Genomic DNA, 16,690 nt, shown 5'->3' with positions numbered 1-16,690 from the left:
ACCAGACGATCAACGGTTACGACTCGCCCACGAACCAGCCTCAACGTCTGGGGGCGGCTCGCCGTCGTCCGGCGAGCCGCCCCGACGTGTGACACTGCCGGTGAGCCCCCGAGCATCGTTGACTACAGCGGATATCCGTCCTGCAGGAAGCAAGAGGTCTCACAGATGGGCGCGGTGCGGGCCTTCCGCTCATGGAAGGCGTGGGCCGTTCCTCACGGTCGAGCGGCACTCCTTCGACGTCACTGGTGCGACGGGCTGCACACCTGGGTACCGTGTGGACATGTCCATTCGTGCAGAGCTGCGCCGGATGCGTCGTATGGACCGCTGGATGCAGATCATCCTGCCGAGGATGATTCGACGAGTGGTCGACAACGGGGTGTCGCAGCCCGGTTGGCTGCCTGGCCGCTGGCTGACCCTGGTGTCGGGAGACATCGACCGGGACGCGGGTATCGGTGCAGTCTGGCTCGTCTGGCGTCCCAGATCCTCGAAAGCGGTGACCCACACCGCACTGATTGAGCGCTGCGGCGAGAAGTGGCAGTACACAGGCGGTGGCAGTGGGTCGGATGGTGACCTGCCTGCGGAGAGACTGGCAGCGGGCCAGCCGGGGCAGGTCGGCATTATCGAGCTCGGCGGAGGCTCAGGTGGTTTGAGTCATGCGTACCGCCTGCAGCATCGTCATCCGGACTTCATCGGGACGATCCCGTGGGTCGGGTCCAACGAACTCCAGGTGGCGGCCGAAGTGGATCACCTCCTGCTCGGCGACCGACGGATCGAGGTGCCCGCGCACGGCAGGCTCATTGTCGTCTGGAAGTCCCCGTCCACAGGCCGGGTGGGGATACGACCGTCCATCGTTGCTGTGGGGCGCGACGGCTCGGAACTCTCCAGGATCGGCCCTCACGACAGTATGGACAGCTACACCTGGGCAAGGTTGAGCGGCGAGGCGGAGCAATAGCTGCGAATCTTCCGTAAGCATGGCCGTCCTGCTGATCCAAGGCCTGGCGGCGCCGGAACCGCGCACTGGAAGGAAACGAAGCCGTGCATGGCGAGTACAAGGTGCCCGGCGGCAAGCTGGTCGTCGTGGATCTGGAGGTCGGGGAAGGTGTCCTGCGCAACGTGCGAGTCGCCGGGGACTTCTTCCTGGAGCCGGACGAAGCGATCTTCTCGATCAACACAGCCCTTGAGGGTTCTCCCTCATCCATGGACGCTGCAGGGCTGGCCGCCCGGATCACGGCGGCGCTGCCGGAGTCGACCGTGATGCTCGGGCTGACCGCGGAGGGCGTCGGCATCGCCGTCCGGCGTGCTCTGGCCCACGCGACCGAGTGGAGCGACTACGACTGGCAACTGGTGCACATGGAACCGCAGGCACCGGCCCTGCACATGGCACTGGACGAGGTGATCACCACCGAGGTGGCCGCCGGGCGGCGAGCCCCGACTCTGCGGGTATGGGAGTGGGCCTCGCCCTGTGTGGTGATCGGCAGCTTCCAGTCCCTGCGCAACGAGGTGGACCCCGAAGGGGCCGCAAAGCACGGGATGACCGTGGTTCGCCGTGTCTCCGGTGGTGGGGCCATGTTCGTAGAGCCCATGAGTACGATCACGTACTCCCTGTCCGTGCCGGAGTCCCTGGTCTCGGGCCTCTCCTTCGCAGACAGTTACGCCTACCTCGACGACTGGGTGCTCGGCGCACTCGCCGACATGGGCATCACGGCCTGGTACCAGCCCCTGAACGACATCGCCACCGACGCCGGCAAGATCGCCGGTGCCGCCCAGAAGCGCATGGTCGGCCCTGACGGCGGCCCTGGAGCCGTCCTCCATCACGTGACGATGTCCTACGACATCGACGCCGACAAGATGCTCGAAGTGCTCCGCATCGGCAGGGAGAAGATGTCCGACAAGGGGACCAGGAGCGCCGAGAAGCGCATCGACCCGCTCCGCCGGCAGACAGGCCTCACACGGGAGCAGGTCATCGAGAACATGATCGCCTCCTTCCGCAACCGCTACGGGCTGACCACCGGCGAAGTCACGGCGGACGAGATGGCCCGCGCGGAGGAACTGGCCCGCACCAAGTTCGCCTCCCCGCAGTGGACGGCCAGAGTGCCGTAGCGGACGGCCTCGCGGACGGCATCGGTTCAGCGGGAGGTCAAGTGTTGCCCTGGCCCCGGCCAAGGGGACGTATGAGTTCCGTGTACGCCTGGGCCACCGCCCAGACATAGCCGGATTTGCCCCGTTGACCGCTGGCTACCGTGGTCGGGCCTGATCGGCCACAGCAACCACGGGGAAGAGGTGACGGCGGTGGGGGCGCCGATTCGTTCACGCCTGCTCGATTTCGCGGAGCCGGATCCACCGGGACGCGCGGTCCCGGAGCAGGAACCGCGTCGCTCGCATCTGCTGGATCTCGTGGAGGCGGCTCCGCCTCCGGGTCCGGCCGCGGACGACCGGCCCCGCCCCAAGCCGGGTGTGCCCGCGTACCACACGCCGGTGTTCGTCCCGGCGCATCCGCGGTCCGTCGCCTCGACGGGCACGGGCGGCCGGCCCGCGCGCGTGCCCTTCGTCGTGTTCGAACTGTTCACGCATCCGGCCCACGGCACCGTGGCCTTCGCGTTCACCACGCTGGAGAAGCTGGTGGAGGCACTCGGCGAGGCACAGCCGTGGGCCGCCAGCTCGCTCGGCCCGCTGGCCGAGGGCGTGCGTGACCAGGGCGTCACGGTGCTGCTGGACCCGGTGGTCGCTCCGGGAGAGCCCAACTGGCGGCCGGCCGACCTGGCCGCCTACATACAGGAGGTACGCCGGTGAGCGACTTCAAGGCGGTCTACGACGACCTCGCCACCATGGCGAAGACCTTCCACGAGCAGGCCGGCGACTACCGCAAGCTGCACCCCGACGTGGCACCGCCCGTGGTCAGCGGTGGTGACGCGGGGCTCGACTCGGCCGTCAAGGAGGTCGCGGACCTCATCATCGCCCTGCACATCGGCATGGCCGACCGGATCGACGACCACGGGGACAAGGTCGCGTACGCGCGGGACTCCTTCCACCGGCACGACGTGGACGTCCACGGTGTCTTCGAAGACCTGATGGGGTGAGAGCTGATGGGTGACAGCTGGGTCGGCGGTGACATCGGCGGACTGCGCACGATGGCCGAGACGTACAAGAACGCCAAGGACAAACTCGACGGTGTGGTCAAGCCGCTCAGCGGCGCCGTCGACAAACTGGTCGACGACGCGAGCTGGCAGGGCGAGGCGGCCGAGTCCTTCCGCGCCAAGTGGAGCGAGGACGCGCTGGCCGCCGGCGGCTTCGCCGAACTGGTGCACGCGGCGGGCGAGATCCTCGACACCCTCGCGAACTCGCTGTCCACGTGCGAGACGTCACTGCAGAACGCGCAGCACATCGCGGCCGGCAAGGGTGTGGTGACGGATCCCAAGGGCGCGCCGCAGCCCATCATGACGGCGGATCCACCGAGCGCGGACGACCAGAAGACCATCTCCGCGATGAACGAGTACGCCACGGCGCGCAACGAGATCCTGCACACCGCCCAGCACGCGCGGCTGGTGGCGGCGCAGCAGTTGCAGGGGCTGTACGACAAGGTGACGTCGAAGGACGGCTCGGTCTCCCCGGGGGACAAGACCACCCTGTACGACGCGCTGCGCGGCTTGTACGCGTACGACGCCGAGGACGCCCGGGCGGGGGGTATCGAGGCCCGCAAGCACATCGACGCGGCCAAGGCCGAGGCACAGGACGCCAAGAAGCAACTGCGCGCCGAGCGCAAGGTGTTCCAGCAGCAGGGCCGCAAGATGCCCGACGACCTGCCCGCCAAGAGCGCCTACCGGGACGCGGTCACCAAGGTCGACGCGCTCGAAGAGGACATCGCACGCGCCGACAACGGCAGCACCAAGCTGCCCTACGACCGTGCCCTGAACGTCAAGCTGGCCGACGCCGCCGACGCGCTGCGTCTGGGCAAGGGGCTGGAGGCGCTGCCGGACATCCTCAAGGAACTGCCCGTCCTGGACGTCGCCGCGGCCGGCGCCTGTGGTCTGATCGAGGCGAAGGACGACCACGACAAGGGCTGGTCCTGGCAGCACTCCGTCGCCGTCGACGGGACCGCCAACGTCGGCGGTCTGGTCGCGGGCACGGCGGTCGCAGCGGCGCTGCTGCCGGCCGAGGCTCCGGCCGTCGCGGTCGCAGCGGTGGGGGTGGGCGCCGTGATTGTCACGACCAGTGTCATCGACCACTCCCTGCACGAGCACTGGAGCGAGGACATCCACGACCACGGCGTGCTCGGCGGCGTGGCGGTGGGCAGTGGCCACGTACTGAAAGCGACCGGGGAGGACCTCGGGAGGCTGGGAAAGGACGTATGGCATGGCGTCACGAGCATCTTCTGAGGTGCCCGCCCCCGGATTCTCCGTCCCCATTCCCTCTCTGCCGAAACTGGGCAGGACCTGGTACGAGCGCGGCACGCTGTACTGGCTGAGCCGCGCCCGTACGACCGTCGCCATGCTCCTCGTGATGGCCATGTTCGGCTTCTTCGCACTGGGCCTGTACTCGGGGGTCCGCGACGAACTGCCACCCACCGCACGTCTCGTGTGGGACGGCGTGCAGGTGGTCGCCTCCGCCGTCACCTTGGTGTGGGGCTGGGTGTCACAGCGCCGGGGCCACCGTGAGGCACTGCTGCATCCCCCCTCTCCCGGCGAGACCCTCCGGGCCAAACGCGACCACAACAGGCGTGTCCCGGGCCGCATCGCCCTGGGCCGCGGGCTGGTGCTGATCGCCGCTCCCGTCATGCCGGCGTTCGCCGCATGGATCGTCGGCTGGCTGGCGGCCTGGCTGACGGTGCGGGAGTACCCCAGCGAGGTCGGCGCCCGCCGCTGGCTCGAGGAGCACGCCACCGCACCATGACACCGAACAGCACGCCCGTCCGCATCCCGTCCCTGCCGGGGCTCGGCACCACCTGGTACGAACGCGGCGCGCGCTACTGGCTGCGCCGCGCCGCGAGCGCCGTCCTCCTGCTCACCGCCCTCGCCTTCTTCTGCTGGATCGCCCTCATGCTGTATCTCGGCGTGCCCCGCAGCGACCTGCCGCCGGGTGTGCGCCGGGACTGGGACGTGACACAGGTGATCGCCTCCTGCGCGACCCTCGCTCTGGGCTGGGTCGGGCAGCGCCGGAATCTGCGCCGGCAACTGCTGGACCCGCCCGCGCCCGACGCGTTCCGTGCGGCCAAGCGCGCCGAGGCCGCACGTGCCGGGTACTGGTCCCGTGCGGGCGTCATTCCCCTGTTGCTCGCCTCCCCGGTCCTGCCCGCGGTCGCGGCGTGGGGCGTCGGATGGCTCACCGCCACGCTCACCGTCCGCGCGTATCCCTCCGAAGTCGGCGCCCGGCGCTGGATCGAGGCGCATAACGGACAGATCCGTACGTCGTCAAGGCCCCGCCGTGACCGGCCGGGTACGCAGCGAGTTCACCCTTCCGCCCCACAGGCAGTCGTGTGACACTGGCGTCCCCGTCCACCCTGCGGACCCCCTTCCGCACCGCCTCCCGCCCCCTCCCCCACGAGAAGTGCGCCGTGCGTTCTCTTCCTCTGCCGCTCGCCCTCACCGCACGCCTGACGCCCGTCGCCGTGCTGGCCTGCGCCGGCTGGGCGCTGACGTCGGGCCCCGACAAGTCCTCCGCCGACGGCCACCGGACGGCCCGGCAGACACCCACCCAGTCGGCCTCCGCGCCGTCCTCCACCCAGGTGTCGAAGACGTACGCCGCCGCGCCCGGCCCCTGCACCAGCGTGCCCACGGCGACGCTCGCGGCCCTGGTGCCCGGGGCCAAGGCGACGGGCAAGGAGATCCCCTCGACGGACGTCAAGCTGCGCCGCACCTGCTCCTGGAACGCCCTGAAGGGCTACTCCTACCGCTGGCTGGACGTCTCCTTCGAGATCACCGACTCGGACCAGTCGGCGAAGAAGGAGTACGACCAGCGGGTCACCGAGAAGGGCGGCGGCGGTCCCGTTCCGGGGCTCGGTGACGCCGGCTACTCCGTCGTGAACCTCACCACCGAGGACAAGCAGCAGACCCGCGAGGGTGTGGTGATGGCCCGCGTCTCCAACGCCCTGGTGATCGTCACCTACAACGGCAGCGACTTCGACACGAAGAAGGCTCCGGACACGGACGAGATCAACAAGGGCGCCATCCAGGCCGCCAAGGCCGCCGTGGGCGCCCTGCAGCGCGGCTCGTCCGGCTGACCGGCTGACCGGCCCGGCCGTCGCCCCGCCGGAACCGGGGCGGTGCCAGGACCGTTGCGGTGTCAGGGATCAGGGCGGCGCCAGGACCGGGGCCGCGTCTGGACGAGGGCGATGTCAGGACCGGCGAGGCGTCAGGACCGGGTCAGAGGCAGCACCAGGTCGCGCAGTTCCTTCTCCGTGACCGTGCCGGTGTGGACGCGCGCCATCCTGCCCCGGGTGTCGATGACTACCGTGAAGGGCACGCCCTGCGGCACCGAGCCCCTGGGGAACTTCAGCATCTGGCGGCCGGAGGGGTCGCTGAGGCTCGGGTAGGCCAGCCGGTGGTCCCGCTGGAAGGACCGGGCGCCCGCGGTGTCCGTGTCGGCGTTGAGCCCGAGGAACTCGACGCCCTTGCCGGCGAGGTGTTTTCGGGCCGCGTCGAGTTCGGGCACCTCGGCCCGGCAGGGTCCGCAGTAGGAGGCCCATGCGTTGAGTACGACGACCTTGCCGCGGTAGTCGGACAGCCGCAGGGGCTTGCCGTCCAGGCTGTTGCCGGCGAGGTCGGGCGCGGCCCTGCGCTGTGCGGTGGGAACGGGCCCGCCCGTCTCGTCGGAGCCGGCGGTGCCCGTCCCCGCATGGCAGGAGGCCAGCAGCAGGCAGGCGGCGGTCCACAGCATCGGTCGCTTCTTCACGAGGCACGAGTATGGCAACAGCCGGGTGCTGAGCGGATCTTGGGGTGTTGTAGGTTCCGACGGGGACGACCACCGGCGGGCGCCGGAACGACGAGACACGGGGGACGCGGTGCGGGTGCGGTATGCGGTCGGGGCCGGAGCGCTGGCGATCGTGGTGGTGGTGACCGGCTGGGCGAGGTGGGGCCGGCCCGACGGCGATCCGCAGCACGGGCTGCGGGCGGCCCAGCGGGCGACCGGACCCGCGTGCAGGAGCCTGGCCGGGCGCTGGCCCGGGCGGCTCGACGGACACGGGCGCGAACGAGTGGGCGTGTCCGGCGCCGAGGCGTGGGGCGACGGCGCCGTGACGGCCCGGTGCGGCGTGACCTCGCCCCGGCTGTCGCCCGATCCGTGCATGAACGTGAACGGGGTGGACTGGCTGCTCGAACAGGCCCGGTCCCGGCGGGCGGGGAAGAAGGTCCTCGTCTCCTACGGGCGCAGCCCCGCCGTGGAGGTGACGGTCTCGCCCGGAGTGCGGGCCGTCGACACGGTGCTGCTCGGCCTGTCGAAGGCCGTCGCGCCCATCGCGCAGCCGTTCCACTGCGTGTAGCCGGGCCCCGGCGGCTGTCGTCCGCCGGGGCGGTCCTCGATCGGACGGCCCTCGACCAGGTGGGCCTCGTTCAGGCGGCCCGCGCTCAGACGGCCTGCGCCGTCTCGTCCTCCCTCCGCCCGGTCAGCAGCGTCAGGGCCAGGTACAGCACGAGCGAGGTGCCGAGGCCCACCGCCCAGCCGTAGTCGGCGAGCGGTTTGAGGGCGGGGACGGGCCGGCCGTCGATCAGCGGGTGGAAGTCGGCGCCGCCGACCGCGAGGACGCCGCCGGCCACGAACGCGACGACCGCCCGCCAGTTCCAGCCGCCCGTGTACCAGTAGCGGCCGCCCGTGCGGTACAGGTCGGCGAGGGCGAGACGGGTGCGGCGCAGGATCCAGTAGTCGGCGATGAGGATGCCCGCGACCGTGCCGAGCAGGCCGCCGACCAGGCCGAGCCAGGTGAAGATGTAGCCCTGCGGGTCGGAGTACAGCTTCCACGGGAAGATCAGCACGGCCAGCACCGAGGTGATCAGGGCGCCGGTGCGGAAACTGATCCTGCGCGGCGCGACGTTGGAGAAGTCGAAGGCCGGGGAGACCAGGTTGGCCGCGATGTTCACGGAGAGGGTGGCCACCAGCACGGTGACCAGGGCGTAGAGCAGGCCGGCCACGTTGTCCGTCTTCGCGGCGAGCTGTACCGGGTCCCAGACGGGCTTGCCGTAGACCGCCTGCGAGCCGGAGGTGACGAGCACGGAGAGGAAGGCGAAGAGGGTCATCGTGGTCGGCAGGCCGAGCGCCTGGCCCCAGGTCTGGGCCTTCTGGCTCCTGCCGTAGCGGGTGAAGTCGGGGATGTTCAGGCTCAGGGTGGACCAGAAGCCGATCATTCCCATCAGGGAGGGCCAGAACAGCTTCCAGAAGTCACCGCCCCAGCCCAGTCTGGAGGGCTGGTCGAACAGCGGGCCGACGCCGCCCGCCTTGCTGCTCATCCACCACAGCATCACGAACGCGCCGACGAGGACGAAGGGCGCGGCCCAGTTCTCGAAGCGGCGGATGGTCTCCATACCGCGGTGGATGATGGCGACCTGGAGGGCCCAGAAGACGCCGAACGACAGCCACATGGTCCAGGCGTAGCCACCGATGTGCGTGGCGTTCGCCCAGCTGTCGCCGATCAGCTTCCCGGCGAGGAAGTAGATCGCCTCGCCGCCGATCCAGGTCTGGATGCCGAACCAGCCGCACGCCACCAACGCCCGTACGACGGCCGGCAGGTTGGCGCCGCGCACCCCGAAGGCGGCGCGGGCGAAGACCGGGAAGGGGATGCCGTACTTGGGTCCGGCGTGCCCGGTGAGCAGCATCGGCACCAGCACGACCAGGTTGGCCAGGGCGATGGTGAAGACGGCCTGCTTCCAGTCCATGCCGACCGCGATCAGTCCGGAGGCAAGGGTCCAGGAGGCGGTGTTGTGGGCCATGCCGACCCACAGCGCGGAGAAGTTGTACGTCGTCCAGGTGCGCTTCGCCACGGGGACGGGGAGCAGGTCCTCGTTGGCGTAGGGGCCGCTGGGCTGCGGCGAACCGGGGGCGATCTCCACCCGGCCGTCGGTGAGGGTGACTTGGGCGGTCGGCGGTATGGCCGTGGGAGCGGTGTCGGTCATGGGCAGGCCAATCGGAGAGGGGTGGGACGGGGAGAGGCCGTGCGGGTGGCTCCGAGGGGGGGTGCGCCCTGCCTCCGGGTGAGGGGAAAGCGCCCTGGCCCCCTTCCCGGGACGGCGGGAAGGGGGAGATCGATCAACCGGTGTGCTGCGGTTCAGGAGTTGACGGCCGGGATCACCGTCGTGCCGTAGGCGTCGATGGTGGCTTCCTGGGCGTCGTGCATGTCGTACACGGCGAACTGGTCGACGCCCAGCTCGCGCAGTACGTGGAGTTTCTCGACGTGCTTGTCGGGCGGGCCGATCACACAGAACCGGTCCACGATCTCGTCGGGCACGAACTCGGTGTCGGGGTTGTCGCTGCGGCCGTGGTGGGAGTAGTCGTAGCCCTGCCGTGCCTTGATGTACTCGGTCAGTTCCTCGGGGACCTGGGAGGAGTGCTCGCCGTACTTGGCGACCAGGTCGGCGACGTGGTTGCCGACCATGCCGCCGAACCAGCGGCACTGGTCGCGTGCGTGGGCGAGCGCCTCGGGAGAGTCGTCCGCCGTGACGTAGGCGGGGGCGGCGACGCAGATCTTCACCTCGGACGGATCGCGGCCGGCGGCGACGGCCGCGTCCTTCACGGCCTTGACCATGTACTCGGTCAGGTAGAGGTCGGAGAGCTGGAGGATGAACCCGTCGGCCTCCTCGCCGGTCATCTTCAGGGCCTTGGGGCCGTACGCGGCCATCCACACGGGGACCTCGGCGCCCGGCTTGATCCAGGGGAACTTCACCACCGTGCCGCCGAGGTCGGCCTCCTCGCCCCGGCCCAGCGCGCGGATCACCTTCATGGCCTCGCTGATCCGGGCCAGGGTGTTCGGCCTGCGGCCCGCGACACGCATCGCGGAGTCGCCGCGGCCGATGCCGCAGACGGTGCGGTTGCCGAACATGTCGTTGAGGGTGGCGAAGGTGGAGGCGGTGACCTCCCAGGTGCGGGTGCCCGGGTTGGTCACCATCGGGCCGACCGTCAGTTTCGAGGTGTTGGAGAGGATCTGGCTGTAGATCACGAACGGCTCCTGCCACAGCACGGCGGAGTCGAAGGTCCAGCCGTAGGTGAAGCCGTTGCGCTCGGCCCGTTTCATCAGGCTGATGACGCGGGAGGCCGGCGGGTCGGTCTGCAGGACGAGTCCGAAGTCCATGGGCGCGACTCCTAGTTGAGGTACTGGCAGGTGGAGCGCGGGATGAACGCGCCGTGTCCGGCGTGTCCGGTGTACTCCCGCTCGGTGATGACCATCTCGCCGCGCGAGAGCACGGTCTCGACCCGGCCGGTGGTCCGCCTGCCCTCGTACGCCGAGTAGTCGACGTTCATGTGGTGCGTCCGGGCGGACATGACCTGCTCGGCGTGCGGGTCGTAGATGACGACGTCGGCGTCGGCGCCCGGGGTGATGGTGCCCTTCTTCGGGTACAGGCCGAACATACGGGCCGGGGTGGCGCAGGCGATCTCGATCCAGCGCCGTCGGGAGATGTGCCCGTCGACGACGGCCTGGTGGAGCAGGTCCATGCGGTTCTCGACGCCGGGCAGGCCGTTGGGGATCTTGGAGAAGTCGCCGCGGCCCAGCTCCTTCTGGCCCACGAAGCAGAAGGGGCAGTGGTCGGTGGAGACCACCTGGAGGTCGTTGGTGCGCAGGCCCTGCCACAGCCTGGCCTGGTGCTCCTTGGGCCGCAGGGGTGTGCTGCACACGTACTTGGCGCCCTCGAAGTCCGGCTCGGCGAGGTTGTCGGTGGACAGGAACAGGTACTGCGGGCAGGTCTCGCCGAAGACGTTCAGCCCCTCGTCGCGCGCCCGCGCCAGCTCGGCGACCGCCTCCATGGCCGAGACGTGCACGACGTACAGGGGCGCTCCGGCGACCTGTGCGAGCCGGATGGCGCGGTGGGTGGCCTCGGCCTCCAGCAGGGCCTTGCGGACCTCCCCGTGGTAGCGGGGGTCGGTCTCGCCGCGGGCCAGCGCCTGCTCGACCAGGACGTCGATCGCGATGCCGTTCTCGGCGTGCATCATGATCAGGCCGCCGTTGTCGGCGGAGCGCTGCATGGCCCGCAGGATCTGGCCGTCGTCGGAGTAGAAGACGCCCGGGTAGGCCATGAACTGCTTGAAGCTGGTGACGCCCTCCTCGACCAGCAGGTCCATCTCCTTGAGCGTCTCCTGGTTCACATCGGAGACGATCATGTGGAAGCCGTAGTCGATCGTGCAGTTGCCCTCGGCCTTGGCGTGCCAGGCGTCCAGGCCCTCGCGCAGGGTGTGGCCGACGCTCTGCACGGCGAAGTCGACGATGGTGGTCGTCCCGCCCCAGGCGGCGGCCCGGGTGCCGGTCTCGAAGGTGTCGGAGGCGAAGGTGCCGCCGAACGGCAGCTCCATGTGGGTGTGGGCGTCGACGCCGCCGGGGATGACGTACTTCCCGGTGGCGTCCACGACCCGCTCGGCGGTGAACGCCTCGGCGGCGGGCGTGCCCGAGGCGGCGAGGGCGGCAATGCGGCCGTCCTCGATCAGGACGTCGGCGTGGATCTCGTCGGACGCGGTGATGACGAGACCACCGCGGATGACAGTGCGGCCGGTCATGGGTCCACTCCCTCGTTGATCATGTGCGGGTCCGATGTGGCTGATCGCGCAGTTCCCCGCGCCCCTTCGGGGCGCTTACGGCGCCGTCAGCGGTCCGTACGCGCCCGGGGCCCGGTCGCGGTAGAACTGCCAGCGGTCGCGGACCTCGCGGAGTTTGGCGAGGTCCAGGTCGCGGACGACGAGTTCGGTCTCCTTGTCGCTCGCCGCCTCGCCGACGAACTGGGCCTCCGGGTCCACGAAGTACGTGGTGCCGTAGAAGTCGTTGTCGCCGAGGTCCTCCACACCGACCCGGTTGATCGCGCCGACGAAGTACTCGTTGGCGGCCGCCGCCGCCGGCTGCTCCAGCTGCCACAGGTAGCGGGACAGGCCGCGCGAGGTGGCCGAGGGGTTGAAGACGATCTCGGCACCGGCGAGGCCGAGCGCCCGCCAGCCCTCCGGGAAGTGACGGTCGTAGCAGATGTAGACGCCGATCCTCCCGACGGCCGTGTCGAAGACGGGCCAGCCGCTGTTGCCGGGACGGAAGTAGAACTTCTCCCAGAATCCCTGCACCTGGGGGATGTGGGTCTTGCGGTACTTGCCGAGGTAGGAGCCGTCCGCGTCGATCACCGCCGCGGTGTTGTACAGGACGCCCGGCTGCTCCTCCTCGTACATGGGCAGGACGAGGACGAGGCCCAGTTCCCGCGCGAGCGCCTGGAAGCGCTGGACGGTGGGGCCGCCCGGGATCTGCTCGGCGTACTCGTAGAAGGCCTTGTCCTGGACCTGGCAGAAGTAGGGGCCGTAGAACAGCTCCTGGAAGCACAGGACCTGGGCGCCCTGTGCGGCCGCGTCGCGGGCCGCCTGCTCGTGGACCTGGATCATGGATTCCTTGTCGCCGGTCCAGGCGGTCTGGAACAGGGCGGCACGGATCACTCGGCTCATCGGGACCTCCGGTAGCTCGGTGTCCGGTGAGCCTAGGAAGTCCGCACGGCCCCTTTGAGTGGCAGCGTGTCACGCTTGCGGGCGCTTGGCGTGCCACTGTGTCACGCTTCGGCAAGCCCATGTTTCACCGCCGTTCTCCCAGGTCGTGGCATGTTTCATCCCTGTTGCGCGTCATGCGCGAGGAGGGCGATGTGCACGGAGGCGGCCTGCTCGAAGTCGTCCAGGTCGACGCCCAGCCGGGTCTGTATCGCCTCCAGACGGCGGTACAGGGCGGGCCGGGAGACATGGTGGAGCTGGGCGGTGCGGGACTTGTTGCGGCCGGTCGCCAGATAGGTCCGCAGCACGTTCAGCAGCTCCTGGTCCGCATCGCACAGCAGTCCGTCCAGCTCCCGCTCGGCGAACGACTGCACCTGCGGATCGTCCCTGAGCAGCCGGATCAGACCGCGCAGATGGACGTCCCGCAGCCGGACGACGGCCGGCAGGCCGAGGGCGGCCCGCTCGTCGGCGAGGGGGGCGGCCACGGCGTCGGCGACATGCTGCGCCTCGCGCAGTCCCGCGGGCACGTCGTCCCAGCCGGTGCGCGGACCGGCGGCGGCGACCACGGTGGCCTGCGCCCCGGTCTCGGTGCGCAGCCGTGCCGCGAAGTGCGCGGTCAGCGCCTCTGCCTGCTGGTCACGGGCGAGGCTCAGCAGGACGGCGGTGGCACCGTCCGCCAGCTCGGCGACCAGCCCGGACAGCCCCAGCATGCGCAGCACCCGGTCCAGCAGGGCCGGATCGCCGCCGGGGACGACCAGGGGCACGAACGTCCGCCGGTTCACGGGAAGTCCGGCGGCGCGTGCCCTCGGCAGCAGCTGCCGGGCGGGTACGACCCCGGAGACCAGGTCGGTCAACAGGCCCTGCGCGGACTGCTCCTCCCAGCTGTGCGCCGAGTGGCCGGCGAGCATGCGGTGCAGGACGAGGGCCTCGGCCGCCCGGTCGGCGAGCAGCCGGCCGGTCGTCGCGTCGCCGCGGTACCCGCACAGCAGCAGCTCGCCCCACCGCTCCCCGCGGCCGCCCAGCTCGGCGCGGATCCAGCCGTCGCCCCGGCGGCCGCCGGCCTGCCGGGCGATGCGCTCCCAGTCGCGCAGCACGTCGTCCACGGCCGGCCGCTCCCCCGCCGTGGCGAGGACCCGGTGGGCGAGGTTGGTGACGACGACCGGGCAGCCGCTGTGCTGGGCGACCTCGTCGAGCAGGTGCCCGAGGGGTGCGCCCGCGGTGATCAGCCCGGTGAGCGCGGTCCGTACGGTCTCCGACAGGCTGACGGCGGCGAACTTCCGCCGTACCAGCCGGGACTGGACCTCCTCGGTCAGCTCGGCGAAGGGGAAGGGCCGGTGCAGGACGACCATCGGCAGCCCGCACCGCTCGGCGGCCCGGCGCATCACCTCGGGCGGCGCGGGGAACGCCCTCCCGAGGCCGAGGACCACCGCGGCGGCCTCCGCACGGTGCAGGGACTGGATGTACTCGGCCTGCCGGGCCTCGTCGCCGGCGAGCAGCACCCCGGTGGTGAGCACCATTTCGCCGCCGCTGAGCATCACGCCGACATCGGCGGCCTCGGCGACGTGCACCCAGCGCACCGGCCGGTCGAGCTGCCCGGCTCCGGCCACCACCTCGGGCTCCCCGGCCTGGACCCGTTCCAGGGTGAGCACCTGGCGCACGGACAGGGCCGGTTCGAGCGACTGCCAGCCGGTGTGGCGGGACTGCCCGGTGGTGGTCATGGCCGTGCACCTGCTCTCTGGTACGTGCTTCGCAAGCTGCTCCCGTTCCGTGCGCGCCGCTAGCAGGCGCTGCGCAGCGCGCGTTCGAGGATCGCCGCGCCCTCCTCGGCCTCCGCGACGGTCAAGGACAGCGGCGGGGCGATGCGCAGGGCGCTGGTGTTGTGGCCGCCCCCCTTGCCGATGAGCAGGCCGCCCTCGCGCGCCGCCTCCAGGACCGCGGACGCCGCCTGCGGATCGGCCTCGTCCGTCCCGGGCCTGACCAGCTCGATACCGATCATCAGGCCGCGGCCGCGCACCTCGCGCACCCCGGGCAGCTGGGCGGTGACGGCGCGCAGCCGCTCGATGAGCAGGCCGCCGACGCGGCGGGCGTTGCCCTGCAGGTCGTGTTCGAGGAGGTAGCCGAGGTTGGCGAGTCCGGCGGCCATGGTGATCTGGGTGCCGCCGAACGTCGAAATGCTGTTGGCGTCCAGGCAGTTCATGATCTCGGCGCGGGCGATCACCCCGCCGATGGACATGCCGTTGCCGATGCCCTTGGCGAAGGTGACGATGTCCGGCGGACCGCTGCGGGCATGCGCCTGCCAGCCCCAGAAGTGCTCGCCGGTGCGGCCCCAGCCGGTCTGCACCTCGTCGGCGATCCACAGGATCCCGTGTTCCTGGAGCACGTCGCGGAACGCCGCGTACAGCCCGTCCGGCGGTGAGGTGAACCCGCCCACGCCCTGGATGGGTTCGGCGATCAGTGCGGCCGGCGGCCGGGTGTGGCCGAGGATGTCCTTGAGGTCGGCGACACAGGCGTCGATGAAGGCGTCGTCGTCCAGGTCGGCGTACGGGCCGCGGGTGCGGACGCCGCCATGGACGTAGAGGGTCTGCAGCGGGGACAGCGAGGTCGGGGACCAGCTGCGGTTGCCGGTGATGCCGACGGTGCTGAAGGAACGGCCGTGGTAGCTGTTGCGCATGGCCAGGACCGTGTTGCTGCGCCGGTGGGTGGTGGCGAGCAGCAGGGCGGTGTCGTTGGCCTCGGTGCCGGAGGTGGTGAAGAAGACGCGGGCGTCCGGGATGCCGCTCACCTGGGCGACGCGCTCGGCCATCTCGACCATCGGCCGGTTGAGGTAGAGCGTCGAGGAGTGGACGATCCGCCCGGCCTGCTCGCCGACCGCCTTGGTCACCTCGGGCAGGGCGTGCGCGGTCATCGTGGTCAGGATGCCGCCGAAGAAGTCCAGGTACCTGTTGCCCGCGGAGTCCCACACGTGGCGGCCCTCGCCGTGGGTGATCTCCAGCGGCTCGTCGTAGTAGAGGGCGAGCCAGTCGGGAAGGACACTGCGGTGGCGGGAGTAGAGGTCGTTCACGGCTGCACCAGCCCTTCGTAGGCGTCGGGACGGCGGTCGCGGTAGAACGCCCACTGCTGCCGCACCTGCTCGATGAGGTCGAAGTCCAGGTCACGGACGAGGAGTTCCTCGGTCTTGTCACTGGCGACGTCGCCGACGAACTGCCCGCGCGGGTCGACGAAGTACGAGGTGCCGTAGAAGTCGTTGTCCCCGTACTCCTCCTGGCCGACCCGGTTGATGGCGGCGATGAAGTACTCGTTGGCGACCGCCGCGGCGGGCTGCTCCAGCTGCCACAGGTAGGAGGAGAGTCCGCGGTGGGTGGCGGAGGGGTTGTAGACCAGCTGGGCGCCGTTCAGCCCCAGTTGGCGCCAGCCCTCCGGGAAGTGCCGGTCGTAGCAGATGTAGACGCCGATCTTGCCGACGGCGGTGTCGAACACCGGCCAGCCCAGGTTGCCGGGCTTGAAGTAGTACTTCTCCCAGAAGCCCTTGACCTGCGGGATGTGGTGCTTGCGGTACTTGCCGAGGTAGGTGCCGTCGGCGTCGATGACGGCGGCGGTGTTGTAGTAGAACCCGGACTGCTCGACCTCGAAGACCGGTACGACGATCACCATGCCGGTCTCGCGGGCGAGTTCCTGCATCCGGCGCACCGTCGGGCCGTCGGGCACCGGCTCGGCCCAGCGGTAGTGCTCCGGCTCCTGGACCTGGCAGAAGTAGGGGGCGTTGAAGACTTCCTGGAATCCGATGACCTGTGCGCCCCGGCGGGCCGCCTCGCGGGCGTGTTCCTCGTGTTTCGCCACCATGGACCCGGTGTCGCCGGTCCAGGTGGCCTGGACCAGTGCGGCACGTACGACGTTGGCCATGAGCTGCTCCTTCGACGCGACGTCCGAGCCTCTACGCCCGTAGAAACGGCCCGTAGAGGCACGAACGTAAGCCTCCTGAAGGTCCTTGCCAAGACCATCGTCGTCAACCCGCGGAGTCGAACCCGTTTCGCACTCCATAGGGTGAGCGGCGTGG

17 protein-coding genes are annotated in these 16,690 nt (G+C 70.4%); 9 read left to right on the top strand and 8 right to left on the bottom strand.

Translation table 11 applies throughout. From position 1 onward, the window contains the following. Nucleotides 1-280: 280 nt before the first annotated feature. The 8 genes from ACFZCP_RS16090 to ACFZCP_RS16055 all read left to right on the top strand — a co-directional run bounded on the left by ACFZCP_RS16090 (nt 281) and on the right by ACFZCP_RS16055 (nt 6,214). Nucleotides 281-952 (top strand): hypothetical protein, encoded by a 672-nt coding sequence (locus ACFZCP_RS16090; protein ID WP_391427649.1) that lies wholly within the window; start codon nt 281-283, stop codon nt 950-952. Nucleotides 953-1,035: 83 nt separating this feature from the next. After that, nucleotides 1,036-2,100: a biotin/lipoate A/B protein ligase family protein gene (locus tag ACFZCP_RS16085; RefSeq protein WP_391427648.1), complete on the top strand. Its 1,065-nt coding sequence runs from the start codon at nt 1,036-1,038 to the stop codon at nt 2,098-2,100. A gap of 189 nt (nt 2,101-2,289) precedes the next feature. Continuing rightward, nucleotides 2,290-2,790, top strand: a complete 501-nt coding sequence (locus ACFZCP_RS16080) for an SAV_915 family protein (protein ID WP_391427647.1) — start codon at nt 2,290-2,292, stop codon at nt 2,788-2,790. Further along, on the top strand, nt 2,787-3,077 hold the full coding sequence (locus tag ACFZCP_RS16075; protein WP_391427646.1) for a DUF6317 family protein: 291 nt from the start codon (nt 2,787-2,789) through the stop codon (nt 3,075-3,077). The genes ACFZCP_RS16080 and ACFZCP_RS16075 overlap by 4 nt, the downstream gene beginning before the upstream one ends. A 6-nt stretch (nt 3,078-3,083) precedes the next feature. Next, nucleotides 3,084-4,373, top strand: a complete 1,290-nt coding sequence (locus ACFZCP_RS16070; RefSeq protein ID WP_391427645.1) for a WXG100 family type VII secretion target — start codon at nt 3,084-3,086, stop codon at nt 4,371-4,373. Next, nucleotides 4,351-4,887, top strand: a complete 537-nt coding sequence (locus tag ACFZCP_RS16065; protein ID WP_391427644.1) for a hypothetical protein — start codon at nt 4,351-4,353, stop codon at nt 4,885-4,887. Before ACFZCP_RS16070 ends, ACFZCP_RS16065 begins: the two co-directional genes overlap by 23 nt. Further along, complete coding sequence (locus ACFZCP_RS16060; RefSeq protein ID WP_391427643.1) at nt 4,884-5,474, top strand: hypothetical protein; 591 nt, start codon at nt 4,884-4,886, stop codon at nt 5,472-5,474. Before ACFZCP_RS16065 ends, ACFZCP_RS16060 begins: the two co-directional genes overlap by 4 nt. A 74-nt stretch (nt 5,475-5,548) precedes the next feature. Next, nucleotides 5,549-6,214: a hypothetical protein gene (locus ACFZCP_RS16055; protein WP_391427642.1), complete on the top strand. Its 666-nt coding sequence runs from the start codon at nt 5,549-5,551 to the stop codon at nt 6,212-6,214. Nucleotides 6,215-6,345: 131 nt separating this feature from the next. Here ACFZCP_RS16055 and ACFZCP_RS16050 read toward each other — a convergent pair whose 3' ends face one another. Continuing rightward, on the bottom strand, nt 6,346-6,885 hold the full coding sequence (locus ACFZCP_RS16050; protein ID WP_391427641.1) for a redoxin domain-containing protein: 540 nt from the start codon (nt 6,883-6,885) through the stop codon (nt 6,346-6,348). Nucleotides 6,886-7,000: 115 nt separating this feature from the next. On the opposite strand from ACFZCP_RS16050, the gene ACFZCP_RS16045 reads away from it, so the two are divergent. Beyond that, complete coding sequence (locus tag ACFZCP_RS16045; RefSeq protein ID WP_391427640.1) at nt 7,001-7,471, top strand: DUF3515 family protein; 471 nt, start codon at nt 7,001-7,003, stop codon at nt 7,469-7,471. 85 nt (nt 7,472-7,556) lie between these two features. Here ACFZCP_RS16045 and ACFZCP_RS16040 read toward each other — a convergent pair whose 3' ends face one another. The 7 genes from ACFZCP_RS16040 to ACFZCP_RS16010 all read right to left on the bottom strand — a co-directional run bounded on the left by ACFZCP_RS16040 (nt 7,557) and on the right by ACFZCP_RS16010 (nt 16,536). After that, nucleotides 7,557-9,095, bottom strand: coding sequence for an NCS1 family nucleobase:cation symporter (locus ACFZCP_RS16040; RefSeq protein WP_391427639.1), 1,539 nt, complete (start codon nt 9,093-9,095; stop codon nt 7,557-7,559). 152 nt (nt 9,096-9,247) lie between these two features. Further along, the gene (locus tag ACFZCP_RS16035; RefSeq protein WP_391427638.1) at nt 9,248-10,267 is read right to left on the bottom strand and encodes a TIGR03842 family LLM class F420-dependent oxidoreductase; all 1,020 of its coding nucleotides are present in this window, start codon (nt 10,265-10,267) and stop codon (nt 9,248-9,250) included. 11 nt (nt 10,268-10,278) lie between these two features. Further along, the gene (hydA, locus tag ACFZCP_RS16030) at nt 10,279-11,682 is read right to left on the bottom strand and encodes a dihydropyrimidinase (RefSeq protein ID WP_391427637.1); all 1,404 of its coding nucleotides are present in this window, start codon (nt 11,680-11,682) and stop codon (nt 10,279-10,281) included. Between the two features lie 75 nt (nt 11,683-11,757). Then, nucleotides 11,758-12,600 carry a nitrilase-related carbon-nitrogen hydrolase gene (locus ACFZCP_RS16025; protein WP_391427636.1) on the bottom strand — a complete coding sequence of 281 codons (843 nt, stop codon included), beginning with the start codon at nt 12,598-12,600 and terminating at the stop codon, nt 11,758-11,760. Between the two features lie 155 nt (nt 12,601-12,755). Further along, entirely contained in the window at nt 12,756-14,354 is a 1,599-nt protein-coding gene (locus ACFZCP_RS16020; protein ID WP_362683170.1) for a PucR family transcriptional regulator ligand-binding domain-containing protein, read from the bottom strand. Nucleotides 14,355-14,413: 59 nt separating this feature from the next. Further along, nucleotides 14,414-15,697: an aspartate aminotransferase family protein gene (locus ACFZCP_RS16015; RefSeq protein ID WP_362683173.1), complete on the bottom strand. Its 1,284-nt coding sequence runs from the start codon at nt 15,695-15,697 to the stop codon at nt 14,414-14,416. After that, nucleotides 15,694-16,536, bottom strand: coding sequence for a nitrilase-related carbon-nitrogen hydrolase (locus ACFZCP_RS16010; RefSeq protein WP_362683176.1), 843 nt, complete (start codon nt 16,534-16,536; stop codon nt 15,694-15,696). The genes ACFZCP_RS16015 and ACFZCP_RS16010 overlap by 4 nt, the downstream gene beginning before the upstream one ends. Nucleotides 16,537-16,690 lie beyond the last annotated feature (154 nt).

The organism is Streptomyces sp. NPDC007971, from assembly GCF_042958635.1.
Taxonomy (GTDB): Bacteria; Actinomycetota; Actinomycetes; order Streptomycetales; family Streptomycetaceae; genus Streptomyces.
Note: the sequence above shows the minus strand (reverse complement) of the source record. Positions and strands in the feature narration are given on the sequence as shown.

Coding starts and splice junctions, on each gene's coding strand:
- ACFZCP_RS16090 (WP_391427649.1), top strand. CDS start 281: ATGTCCATTCGTGCAGAGCTGCGCCGGATGCGTCGTATGGACCGCTGG.
- ACFZCP_RS16070 (WP_391427645.1), top strand. CDS start 3,084: ATGGGTGACAGCTGGGTCGGCGGTGACATCGGCGGACTGCGCACGATG.
- ACFZCP_RS16065 (WP_391427644.1), top strand. CDS start 4,351: ATGGCGTCACGAGCATCTTCTGAGGTGCCCGCCCCCGGATTCTCCGTC.
- ACFZCP_RS16060 (WP_391427643.1), top strand. CDS start 4,884: ATGACACCGAACAGCACGCCCGTCCGCATCCCGTCCCTGCCGGGGCTC.
- ACFZCP_RS16040 (WP_391427639.1), bottom strand. CDS start 9,095: ATGACCGACACCGCTCCCACGGCCATACCGCCGACCGCCCAAGTCACC.
- ACFZCP_RS16035 (WP_391427638.1), bottom strand. CDS start 10,267: ATGGACTTCGGACTCGTCCTGCAGACCGACCCGCCGGCCTCCCGCGTC.
- hydA (WP_391427637.1), bottom strand. CDS start 11,682: ATGACCGGCCGCACTGTCATCCGCGGTGGTCTCGTCATCACCGCGTCC.
- ACFZCP_RS16025 (WP_391427636.1), bottom strand. CDS start 12,600: ATGAGCCGAGTGATCCGTGCCGCCCTGTTCCAGACCGCCTGGACCGGC.
- ACFZCP_RS16020 (WP_362683170.1), bottom strand. CDS start 14,354: ATGACCACCACCGGGCAGTCCCGCCACACCGGCTGGCAGTCGCTCGAA.
- ACFZCP_RS16010 (WP_362683176.1), bottom strand. CDS start 16,536: ATGGCCAACGTCGTACGTGCCGCACTGGTCCAGGCCACCTGGACCGGC.